The sequence below is a fragment of the Flavobacterium sp. CLA17 genome (assembly GCF_013112255.2).
Lineage (GTDB): Bacteria > Bacteroidota > Bacteroidia > Flavobacteriales > Flavobacteriaceae > Flavobacterium > Flavobacterium circumlabens.
In genome coordinates this window covers 3544246-3556952 of sequence record NZ_CP068294.1, presented here as the reverse complement: position 1 = coordinate 3556952, position 12707 = coordinate 3544246, and the positions used below count along the sequence as shown (strand labels likewise).

The 12707-nt window shown below is 41.2% G+C and carries 7 protein-coding genes; 6 read left to right on the top strand and 1 reads right to left on the bottom strand.

Translation table 11 applies throughout. The features are described from left to right. Window positions 1–81: 81 nt before the first annotated feature. From HAV12_RS14585 to HAV12_RS14560, 6 genes are all read left to right on the top strand, one after another. Window positions 82–996, top strand: a complete 915-nt coding sequence (locus tag HAV12_RS14585) for a dihydrodipicolinate synthase family protein (RefSeq protein WP_171570303.1) — start codon at window positions 82–84, stop codon at window positions 994–996. A 68-nt stretch (window positions 997–1064) separates the two neighbouring features. Then, window positions 1065–2648, top strand: coding sequence for an aldehyde dehydrogenase (NADP(+)) (locus tag HAV12_RS14580; RefSeq protein WP_171570302.1), 1584 nt, complete (start codon window positions 1065–1067; stop codon window positions 2646–2648). 1 nt (window position 2649) lies between these two features. Continuing rightward, window positions 2650–3660 (top strand): 4-hydroxyproline epimerase, encoded by a 1011-nt coding sequence (locus tag HAV12_RS14575; RefSeq protein ID WP_171570301.1) that lies wholly within the window; start codon window positions 2650–2652, stop codon window positions 3658–3660. A 73-nt stretch (window positions 3661–3733) separates the two neighbouring features. Then, window positions 3734–4972, top strand: coding sequence for an FAD-binding oxidoreductase (locus HAV12_RS14570; protein WP_171570300.1), 1239 nt, complete (start codon window positions 3734–3736; stop codon window positions 4970–4972). Between the two features lie 21 nt (window positions 4973–4993). Beyond that, window positions 4994–7153, top strand: coding sequence for a DPP IV N-terminal domain-containing protein (locus tag HAV12_RS14565; RefSeq protein WP_171570299.1), 2160 nt, complete (start codon window positions 4994–4996; stop codon window positions 7151–7153). A 235-nt stretch (window positions 7154–7388) separates the two neighbouring features. After that, entirely contained in the window at window positions 7389–11219 is a 3831-nt protein-coding gene (locus HAV12_RS14560; RefSeq protein WP_171570298.1) for a M43 family zinc metalloprotease, read from the top strand. Window positions 11220–11357: 138 nt separating this feature from the next. Here HAV12_RS14560 and HAV12_RS14555 read toward each other — a convergent pair whose 3' ends face one another. After that, window positions 11358–12569 carry a Xaa-Pro peptidase family protein gene (locus tag HAV12_RS14555; protein WP_171570297.1) on the bottom strand — a complete coding sequence of 404 codons (1212 nt, stop codon included), beginning with the start codon at window positions 12567–12569 and terminating at the stop codon, window positions 11358–11360. Between the last annotated feature and the right edge of the window lie 138 nt (window positions 12570–12707).

Below are 12707 nucleotides of genomic sequence, written 5' to 3'. Positions count from 1 at the left end.
ATAGTATCGTTTTGAGGTAATTTTCTGTGAGACACCTGAGTGGTTTCTCGATAATTTTGGTTTACAATAAAAAGCAACACTATGGGGATTCAATGGAATGGCGTTATGCCGGCAGTTACTACAAAATTTACTGCAGACGATAAGTTAGACTTCAATATGTTTGAGGTCAATATGAAAGCACAATTAGAGGCCGGAGTATCCGGAATTATTCTGGGAGGAACATTAGGGGAAGCCAGTACACTTTTGGAAGAAGAAAAAAGAGAATTGGTCAAACATACGGTTTCGCTCACGAATAATAAAGTTCCTGTGATTATGAATATTGCAGAACAAACCACAAGAGGGGCAATCTTAGCCGCCAACAAAGCCGAAGAAGACGGTGCCAGAGGATTAATGATGTTACCCCCGATGCGCTATAAAGCTTCCGATTACGAAACGGTAGTTTATTTTTCAGAAGTAGCCCGAAATACGTCGCTTCCGATTATGGTCTACAATAATCCGGTTGATTACAAAATTGAAGTAACCTTAGACATGTTTGAGGAATTGTTAAAATACGATAACATTCAGGCCGTAAAAGAATCCACCAGAGATATTTCGAACGTGACCAGAATGATCAATCGTTTTGGGGACCGTTTAAAAATATTATCAGGCGTAGATACCCTGGCTTTAGAAAGTATATTAATGGGTTCAGACGGATGGGTTTCCGGTTTGGTGTGTGCTTTTCCGGCAGAAACCGTGGCCATTTTCAAGCTGGCAAAAGCAGGAAGAATCGACGAAGCTTTGGCCATTTACAGATGGTTTTTGCCGTTGCTGGAACTGGATATTAATTCTTTTCTGGTACAAAACATCAAATTAGCCGAAGTGGCCACCGGAATCGGAAGCGAGTATGTTCGCGCTCCGAGACTGCCGCTTCAGGGTAGTGAACGGGAAAAAGTGCAGGCCATTATAGCCGAAGGACTGCGCAACAGACCAACATTACCGGATTATAAAAATCTATAATAATACATTCATCGGACTGGCTTTGCCTGTTTTTAAACGGCAGAGTATGCATTACTAATACAACAACTATGATTACAGGAAAAAATTATATAGGAAGTCAGCTTAAAGCAGCCGGAACCATCACCTTAAAAACGTTTAATCCGCTTTTAAATACCGAAAATCCGTGGGTTTTTACAGAAGCAACTGAGGAAGAAATAGAAGAGGCGGTTGCTTTAGCCAGTCAGGCATTTGTACGTTATAAAAAATGTTCCGGATTAGAAAAGGCTGCATTTTTAAATGCCATTGCCGAGGAAATTCTGGTATTAGGAGATGAATTGTTAGTTCAATATTGTAGCGAATCCGGTTTCCCAAAGGGCCGCGCAGAAGGGGAGCGGGGCAGGATGATAGGACAGCTGCGTTCATTTGCTGAAATGCTTATCGAGGGAAGCTGGGTTCAGGCTACAATAGATACTGCCGTACCGGAGCGGCAGCCTGCTCCAAAAGAAGATTTACGTAAGATGCTGGTACCGTTAGGACCTGTTGTCGTTTTTGGGTCCAGTAATTTTCCTTTTGCCTTTTCAACCGCCGGAGGAGATACGGCTTCAGCTTTGGCTGCAGGTTGTCCTGTTATTGTAAAAAGCCATTCGATGCATATCGGAACTGGTGAACTGGTGGCCTCGGCCATTATAAAAGCCGCACAAAAAACAAATATGCCCGAAGGCGTCTTTTCAAATCTTGCAGGGGGAGGAAGAACGCTGGGTGCCAGTCTGGTCAAACATCCCTTAGTAAAAGCGGTAGGTTTTACAGGCAGTATCAGCGGAGGAAGGGCTTTATGTGACCTAGCAGCACTGCGTCCTGAACCAATCCCGGTTTTCGCCGAAATGGGAAGTGTAAACCCGGTTGTTCTGCTGCCCGATGCCTTGAAAGAAAACAGTCAAAAATGGGCGAATGCTTATGCAGGTTCGATTACTTTGGGTGCAGGTCAGTTTTGTACCAATCCCGGTTTATTATTAGCGGTAAAAGGAGCTGCCTTAAATGAGTTTGCGGAAGAATTAACCACAGCAATCGAAAACACTCAGCCTTCCTGTATGCTGCATGCTTCCATGCAGGCTGATTTTGAAAGCGGCATCCTAAAAAGGGAAGCACAAAAAGGAGTTTCGAAAGTAGCGCAATTTAAAGGAGAAGTGCCACCCAACCATGGAAGAGCGACTATTCTGAAAGTGAGTGGGGAAGAATTCCTGAAAAATAAAGTATTAAGCCAGGAGGTTTTTGGCCCATTTTCAATCCTAGTAGAATGTGATAATGAGACCGAATTACTACAAATAATTAATACCTTGGAAGGACAATTAACCGGAACCATTATCGGTGCCGAAAATGAATTGCAATACCATCAGGACATTATTTTTGCTTTGCAGAATCGGGTAGGACGGTTGATTTTTAATGGCGTTCCAACCGGTGTAGAGGTATGCGCTTCTATGTTACATGGCGGCCCCTATCCGGCATCATCAGATTCGAGATTTACTGCGGTGGGAACACACGCCGTTTACAGATGGGTGCGTCCGCTGAGTTATCAGAACTGGCCGGATGATTTGCTGCCAGCTGAATTGCAAAATGAAAATCCGCTGGAAATTCTGCGTACAATAGATCATAAACTAACACTATCCAAAATATAAAATGCTAAAGAAAACTTTTTTTTGTGTAGACGCACACACCTGCGGAAATCCCGTAAGAGTGGTTGCCGGAGGAGGGCCCAATTTGCTGGGCGATTCTATGAGTGCAAAACGCCAGCATTTCCTGAAAGAATTTGACTGGATCAGAAAAGGGCTTATGTTCGAACCTCGCGGCCATGACATGATGAGTGGCAGTATCTTGTATCCGCCCAGTAATCCGGACAATGATTTTGGGATTTTATTCATCGAAACTTCTGGCTGTCTGCCGATGTGCGGTCACGGAACAATCGGCACCATAACCATTGCAATCGAAGAAGGACTCGTTATTCCTAAAACGCCCGGTAAAATCAAAATGGAAGCTCCGGCTGGTTTAGTACAAATTGAGTATCAGCAGACAGGCGCTAAAGTCGATTGGGTACGTCTGACCAACGTCAAATCTTATCTGGCGGCAGAAGGATTAACCATTCAGTGCCCGGAACTCGGAGAAATCATTTTTGATGTGGCGTACGGAGGAAATTATTACGCCATTGTAGATCCGCAGGATCATTTTTCCGGTGTTCAGGATTTCACCGCAGGTAAAATTATTCAGTACAGTCAGGAATTACGCAACCGGATCAATGAGGAATATCCCAATTATTTTATTCATCCTGAAAATAATACGATCAGGGATGTGACCCATATGTTATGGACGGGACAGCCTATTGATCCGAAATCATCTGGCAGGAATGCTGTTTTTTATGGAGACAAAGCCATAGACCGTTCGCCTTGCGGTACAGGAACTTCTGCAAGAATGGCGCAATTGCATGCAAAAGGAAAGCTGAAAGCAGGAGAGGAATTTATTCACGAAAGTTATATCGGAAGTAAATTTATTGGAAAAGTAGTCGAAGAAACAAGTATCGGAGACATTCCGGCCATTGTTCCCAGTATTCAGGGCTGGGCAAAAGTATATGGCTACAACAACATCATTATTGATGAAAGTGATGATCCTTACGCATTTGGATTTCAGGTACTTTAAAATTCGAAAAAATAGTTGGCGATTGATAAAGGTGGTAAGTCTTGTCAATAAACTTTTAATTAATTAAAAATGTATGAAAAAAGTAGGGATTGTTGGCGGTGGAATTATTGGCTTGTGTTCTGCTTATTATCTGGCCAAAGAAGGTTACGAAGTAAGTGTTTTCGATGAATCGGCTATGGATAACGGCTGTTCGTACGGAAATGCCGGAATGATTGTACCTTCACATATTATACCTTTGGCACAACCCGGAATGATCGCGCAGGGCATGAGATGGATGTTTGACAGCCAGAGTCCGTTTTATGTAAAACCGCGTCTCAATACCGATTTATTAAAATGGGGCTGGCAATTTTATAAACACGCCAACAGAAATCACGTCGAGAAAGCAATGCCGGCTTTACGTAATCTTTCTATGTTGAGTAAAGAGTTATATCAGGATTTTGCAAAAGAAAACAATTCCTTTTTTTACGAGGAAAAAGGACTTTTAATGCTTTATAAAAGTGATAAGGTAGCAGAAGAAATGTATCACGAAGGCAAAGAAGCAGAACGATTGGGTCTTGAAGTCGATTATCTTTCTAAAACAGCCGTTGCGGCTTTGGAAACAGGAACCAAAACCGATGTTATTGGCGGCGTTCATTATAAAAGTGATGCCCATTTGTACCCGCAAAAATTCATGAAGTTTATCAAAGAAGAATTAATTCGTTTAAAAGTGGAAATCCATTCCTGTACTACGGTTAAGGATTTTCATTTCGAAGGAAATAAAATTGCTAAAATAGCAACGGATAAGGGCACTTTTGCAACCGATGAAGTAGTATTGGCGGCGGGTTCGTGGAGTCCTTCATTAGCAAAAAAACTAAATATCTCCCTCTCGATTTTACCCGGAAAAGGGTATAGTTTTACACTAAAAAACAAAAATCAAAAGCCGGCAATTCCATCGATTTTATGCGAAGGAAAAGTAGCGGTAACACCTATGAATAATGACATTCGTTTTGGCGGAACTATGGAAATAACGCATACCGCAGATACCAAAATAAATACAAACAGGCTTCAGGGAATCGTAACTACCATTAATGATTTTTATCCCGAAATGCAGATTGAAATGCCAAAAACAGCAGATACCTGGTTCGGATTCAGGCCTTGTACACCATCCGGAATGCCGATTATTACAAGAGATAAAAAAATTGTAAATTTGACACTGGCTACAGGACATGCCATGATGGGAGTAAGTCTGGCACCGGCAACCGGTAAAATTGTAACGGAGATTATCGCTGGTAAAACAACTACTTCTGTAGATACAAAAATGTTTCAACTGTAATTAAGAATAAAAACCACTACTATGAAAAAGTATTTACTACTGTTACTCTTTGTTTGTTCCTCTGTTTTTGCGCAGCATGATATCGACATCAATAGTCTGAACTGGTTACCCGATTCTCATTCGTTTTGGGTCAATAAAAGTAACACTATAGAAGTGTATGATGTGGACAAATTAGACAAGCACACCACAATTCTGACGCAGCAGCAGTTGTCTGAATCCGGCTTTAACGGAGAAATTGAAGATTTGGTCTGGAATACCAATAAAACAAAAGTACTGTTGTATACGAATTCAAAAAAAGTTTGGAGAGCCAATACAAAAGGAGATTACTGGTTTTTTGATTTAGCAACGGGAAAAGGAAAACAATTAGGAAAAAACCTGGATGCGTCTTCATTGATGTTTGCGAAATTTTCAGGGGATAGTGAAAATGTAGCCTATGTTTCCAATCATAACATTTACCTTGAAAATGTAAAGACGGGAAAAATAACACCGCTGACCACAGATGGAACCGATAAAATTATCAACGGAACATTTGACTGGGTGTATGAAGAAGAACTGGCAGCCCGAGACGGATTCAGATGGAGCCCTGACGGCAAGAGTATTGCTTTCTGGCGCGTAGATGCATCGGAAACCAAATTTCATTTCATGATTAACAATACCGATTCTTTGTATCCGGTTGTCGTTCCTGTTGAATATCCAAAAGCAGGTGAGAAACCTTCGTCGGTTAAAATCGGAGTAATTGATATCACTTCCTTACAGACCAATTGGCTGAATATTCCCGGCGAACCGGATAATAATTATTTAGTGCGAATGAAATGGCTGACGAACCAATCGGTCATGGTGATTCAGTTAAACCGCAATCAAAATCAGGTTACTTTTTACAATTGCGATACCAAATCAGGTGCCGCTAAGGTGATTTATAAAGAAGAATCTGCAGCATGGATCGATGTTTTTGATATTTCCTCCGGTCAATACGATGGCTTCCCTTGTCATTTTGTAGAGAATGGAAAAGCCTTTTTATGGAGTTCTGATGCAGATGGCTGGATGCATATTTATAAAATCAGCAGTGATGGTAAATCAAAAGAATTAATAACGACCGCTTATTTTGATGCTTATTTTCAGGCCTACAACGATAAGACCAAAACAATTTATTTTAAGGCAAGTCCAACAGATGCGACACAACGTTATTTGTACGAAACCAATCTAAATTCAAAAAAGACCAAAAAAGTAACGCCGGATCTGTTTGACGGTACCAACGAATATAGTTTCTCCACAGATGCGATGTATGCAAAACACACCAATTCCAATATCAACAGAGACTACAATACACGATTAATTGCATTAGCCGGACATAAAAAAATACTACCGCAGGAAGCCGATTCCTTTCAGGCACCTCAGCGTGATTACACTATGGAGAAATTCAAAGTAACCACAGTAGACGGAATAGAGATGGATGGAATAATGGCGAAACCATTGGATTTTGATCCTTCAAAAAAATATCCGGTATTCTTTTATGTGTATGGAGAACCAATGGCATCCGTTGCCAATGACACACCTTATTTTTACCCGTTTATTGGCCAGGTAATTCCGGAAGGATATATCGGAATAGCAATGGATAACAGAGGAACCCCTGTAATGAAAGGAACGAAATGGAGAAAGTCAATTTATAAAAACATCGGAATTATAAACACCCGTGATCAGGCCATGGCAGCCAAAGAAATTCTAAAATGGAAATTCGTGGATTCCGACCGAATAGCCGTTCACGGCTGGAGCGGCGGCGGAGCTGTAACTTTGAATCTGATGTTTCAGTATCCTGATATCTACAAAACAGGTATCGCAATTTCAGCCGTTACAGACCAGCATTTTTACGATAATATTTATACCGAACGTTATATGGGTATTCCGAGTGAGAATGAAGCTACTTATATTCAGGCCTCTCCTGTAACCCATGCCAAAAACTTAAAAGGAAACCTGTTGTACATTCACGGTACAGGCGATGACAACGTACATTATAAAAATGCCGAGGTACTGATAAACGAATTGATTAAATACGATAAAATGTTCGACCTGATGATTTACCCGAACCGCTCGCACAGTATTTACGAAGGCGAAGGAACGAGTAAGCATTTACTGGATACCTTTGTGAGGTTTATTGAAAAGAATTGTCCTGCCGGAGGGAAGTAGTTTTTTAGTCGCAGTCTCAGTCTTCAGTTTTCAGTGTCACTCTGAGCGAAGTCGAAACGCGTTTCTACTGTAAAGTTTAGGTAAAACTGCGACTGCGACTGTTCTTACAACTGCGACTTTCCTCGCGACTGAAGACTAAAAAAGCTAATTATATACCAATTCTTACTAAAATAGTATCAGAAAGAAAGAATCTGTAGGGTTAAATTTGGTTATTACTAATTAAAACCAAAAAACCATGAAATTAAAACTACTACTGTTCTTTCTGATTTTCAGCGTATTGAAAGTTAGTGCTCAGGGCTTGCCTTGTCGGACAACCGAAGAAAATGCCAAAGTGTACCGGAATAATCCGGCTTCGCTTCAGGAGAAAAAAGACTTTGATGTCTTTAGCAAAAAGTTTGCTTTACAGCGAAAAAACAAAACCTCGAAAGAAGCCGCTGTTACCTATACCATTCCGGTGGTATTCCATATTTATGGAGACGTTCAAAGCGGTAAAACCGTTACCTATGAAAAAATTGTAAATCATCTGGCACAACTCAACGATGATTTCAACGGAAGAAATGCCGATTTTCAGACTGTCGAATCTTTTTTTCAGCCCCGAAGAGGAACTATAAATGTGGAATTCAAACTGGCGAAAAAAGATCCTAATGGAGGCTGTACTTCAGGGGTTATCTTTCATCCCGCCAAAAACGGTTACGGAAACGGCGGGGGGTATGATGATCAGATTGCAGCCGATGCCTGGGACAATACCAAATACATGAATGTTTACATTCAGAATGATTTGTATAATGACGGGGCAACGAACAACTCCGGAGTGGCCTGGTATCCCAATTCCGATATGACGGCAAGCAATACGGCCCGTGTGGTGTTTAATGGAGCTTATCTTTATGACAACTCCTATAGCAAGGAATTCTCCGCAACCTTAACGCATGAGTTTGGTCACTTTCTAAATTTAATTCACACTTTTGAAGGAGGCTGCTCCGGAACCGATGAAGTTGATGATACTCCGGCAGAAGACGCAAAGCATACTTTGGCTTGTACACCCGGTACTAATTGTAGCGGAGATAAAGTGAATTTTGAAAATTATATGGGATATAATGGCGCTCAGGGCTGTTATAAAATGTATACCCAGGGTCAGATCAGCAGAATGCTCGCTGCTTTAGAGCACCCCGCCCGTAAATCGTTATGGCAGGCTCAAAATCTGATCGATACGGGTGTAAACTTAACAGGAAGTGCTTTGCTGGCTTCGGTAACATCCTTTAAAGAAGCATTGATTAATGATGGTTCTTTTAGTACTTCATCAACAGTGACTTTAAGCGGTACCAAAAATTTTGTACTTAGTTCCGGAACACTCACTTCAGGGACACATTTCACCCATACTTTTCCGGCAGGAATAACACCTGTTCTGACCGTAAATTCAAACAAGCAGATTACGATAACCCTTACGGGAAAAGCAACCAGTCATGCTTTGGCAAATAATGCTTCAGGCGGAATTACTTTTTTACCGGCCGCTTTTGTAGGCGGAATTGCTGATTTATCCTGTACGGCATTGTTCTTTAATTTTAGATTTTCAGATCCGTACGGAATCTTTTTTGTCGATATGCCGGATGTTACCGTTTCATCGGATCTGACATGGAAATACTTTGAAATTGCCAAAGGAGACGATCCTGCCTTTGGAGGCTGGAGATTTGATGCCAATGCTTTGAAAATCGAAACCTATGCTAAAAGAATGGTATGCGAAAACGGTACTAAAAACATCGCATTACTGGCATCCAATACAGCCGTTGGACCTGTAAGCAATATGACTGTGCCGGGAGCATTCCCTAATCAGCTGGATCTGCGAACAGCAACTTACACTGCATGGGACGGAAAAACCGGTTATGCAGGTTTTGATTATCTAATTGATGGTTTAACGTGTTACGGCTGGTTTAAAATTACCGTCAATGCCAACGGAGATGGATATACGATCTCTGAATACGCCTATAACACCCAGCCGAATACTCCGATTTATACCGGAATGACCGCTAAAACGGCTGTAGTTTTATCCGAAGGAACCTTATATGAATCGGAAGCAAATGATGGTAATATAACCACAAGCACTACAATTACCTTGTCCACCAATAATGGAACATTTACCAAAAGTAGTGGAACCTGGACCGAAGGAACACATTATACCATAATGGGAGTTCCGGCGGGCTTAACAGCGACTCTTAGCCTTCAGGGTACTACTAAAACAGTCGTTACTTTTACCGGAAAGGCCAATGCCCACCTTCCTGCTAACGACGCGGCTGTTGTGATTACTTTTAAAGATGCTGCCATTACAGGCGGAATTGCGACGCTGGACAATGCTTCCAAAACAATCAGTCTGAAATTTGACGCGCCATATGGTATATTTTATGTCAACAATACCGATTATGTGGCATCGGCAGCAGCCACCTGGCAATTTTTCAGCTTAGGAATAGGCGATAATACAGACTACGGTGCATGGCAATTTGCAGCAGCTGCTTTGAAAATGGAAACCTATGGCAAAAGATTAGTTGGGGAAACAGGTACCAGAAACATTTCATTTATCCCTGAAGGAACTATTATCGGAGCATCCAATACTTTTGTTGTACCCGGAAGTGCCTATCCGGATCAATTGGATTTAAGAACTCCCGCTTATACAGCCTGGGATAATAAAACAGGATACGTCGGTTTTGAATATAAAAGCAGAGGACGTACTTGTTACGGATGGATGCACGTAAAAGTAGAAGCTGGCGGAACAGGATATACCGTTTTGGATTTTGGCTATAACACCAAACCCAACGAATCCATAAAAGCAGGAATACAAAACACAACTACCGTTCCGCCACCTTCCAATTTAACAGCAACGGCAGCAAATTTAGAAGTGCAGCTCAGCTGGGTGAACAATGCTACCACTGCCACCAATATAATAATAGAAAGAGCCGGATCAGATGCTGTTTTTGCCGAAATTGCGACTTTAGCCCCTACGGCAACTACGTATACGAATTCCGCTTTAACGGCAGGCAGTACCTACCAATATAAGATCAGGGCAAAAGCGGCAGCTGTTTATTCAGAGTATTCAAATGTAGTTTCGGTTACTATTCCAAATACACCTTTGTGTACCGTTCAGACCGCAAACGGTTATGAGTTTATTAATGCGGTAACGGTAGGAAGTTTTACCCATACTTCCGGAAAAGATACCTCCGGTTATACCGATTATACTTCAAAAGTAATTACACTGACTCCGAATACCAGTATAAATATCAGTTTAGTTCCCGGTTTTACGGGCTCTTCCTATACGGAATACTGGGGCGTTTGGATTGATTATAACAAAAACAATCAGTTTGAAGCATCAGAAAAAGTGATTGACGGACTCTCCTCAAAAACGACAGTGACAGGAAGTTTTACGCCAATTACCTTTACCGGAACAACCCGTATGCGTGTTGTAATGAAATACAATGCAAATCCAACAACAGCCTGCGGTAATCTGGGAGATGGAGAAGTTGAAGATTATACGGTTACAGCAGGGGTAACAAATCCTGTAACTTTGCCAACACCAATCAATCTTTCCAATGCAGGGGTTTATGCATCAGGCTTTTATGCTTCCTGGGCGACCATGCCTGAAGCGGCATCCTATGAAGTACAATTAAATACTTCAGGCTGGACAACAGTCGGGAGTTCGGTAACTTATTATTTATGGATTCCGAAACAGGGTACTCAAACCATCTACGAGTTCAGGGTAAGAGCCAAAAACGGAACAGCAGTAAGTGAATGGAGCACTTCCCATACCATCGATCTGCAGTCCGGTAATCTGGGACTATCAGCAATAGATGAAGTCAAATCATTTGCCATGTATCCAAATCCGGCTTCTGACATAGTTCATTTTAATTTTGGCAATCTCGATACTTCCAAAGTCAAAATAACGATTTACGACAGTACAGGCAATCTGGTTGGCGCAGCGCACAATACCGCTTCCTTCTCTGTAAATTCCCTAAGAAAAGGAGTCTATATGGTAATTGCCACAGACGGAAACTTTACAGAAAAGAAAAAATTATTGGTAGAATAAAAGTTGGTTAGGTTAAAGTAAAAAGAGACTGTTCCACAAGTTGGGCGGTCTCTTTTTCAGTTTTCAGGTTTCAGTTTTCAGTCACAGTCACAGTTTTCAGTCGCAAATTACGCAACAGTTTAAACCTGAAACCTGAAACTACAAACCAAACGGGTTATCAATACTCTCCATAGGAGTTGTAAACCACTTCGGTCCGGAAGCGGTCATATAAAAATGATCCTCATGACGAATTCCGAATTGTCCAGGAATACAGATCATGGGTTCATTACTAACCACCATTCCTTCTTCTAAAAGGGTTGGATTACCTCTTACTAAATACGGGTATTCGTGAATGTCCAGTCCGGTGCCATGTCCTACACGATGCGGTAAGCCCGGAATTTCATAATCACCGCTTAATCCCGCTTCGGCCAGTACTTTTCGGGCGGCATCATCTACAGAACCACAGGTAGCACCAATTTGAGCGGCATCAAAAGCAGCTTTTTGCGTTGCTTTTTCTAAGTTCCATATTTTTCTGTGTGCCTCGGTTGGTTTGCCATACACATACGTTCGTGTGATATCAGACAAATAGCCTTCTAAACGGCAGCCGGTATCAATTAAAACAATATCGTTGTCCTTTAAATCCTGCGGAGCAGTAACACCATGAGGATATTGTGAATCTTCTCCAAAAAGTACAATACAGAAATAAGAACCGGAAGGTATTCCGGCTTTGATATGGGCTTTGTTGATAAAATCAGTAACCGTTTTTACTGCAATACCCGGATATAAAATGCGTGCAGCGGCTTTTTGAACCACCATTGTAATCTCTTTTGCCTGTTGAATGATGGCAATTTCAGCTGCGGATTTATGCATTCTGCAGCCCGCAGTTATGGGTTGTGCGTTTATAAAACTATAATTCGGATTGGTTTTGACCACATTATCGGCTAAAAAGTAAGCCGCTGATTCGTCTAAAGCAATCGTTCCGTTATGAATGTTTTTACTTTCTAAAATAGCTCCAAACAACTCATACGGATTCTCATGTTCTTCCCAGAAATTGAGATGTCCTTCCACTTGCAGGAAGGTTTTAAATGTACCTTCTTCAAATTTGGGAACAATATATTCGATGCTTTCATCTTCAAAAAGCAGGGCTCCAACCATTCGTTCCGACGGATTCCATTTGGTTCCCGTAAAATAATACAGGTTGGTTCCGGCATTGACGTAGATAGCTTTGCAGTTTTGCTTTTTCAGAAAGACTGTTGCTTTTTGAATGCGCAACTGATATTCAGCCAATGCAATAGGCTGTACATCAAGTGTCATATTTTGTATTTTCTCTAATTCTATACTTGCGGTTGAACCGCCAACTCCAATTGTCATTTGCTTCTTTTTTAAGTTGTTTATATCTGCTTTGATTGTTTAGTGATAATTTTATAAATCAGTTTAGGTCAAAATTAAGCCATTATTTCGGGATTGTTCTATTTTCACTTAAACCAGTTAAAATACTATAATTTACAG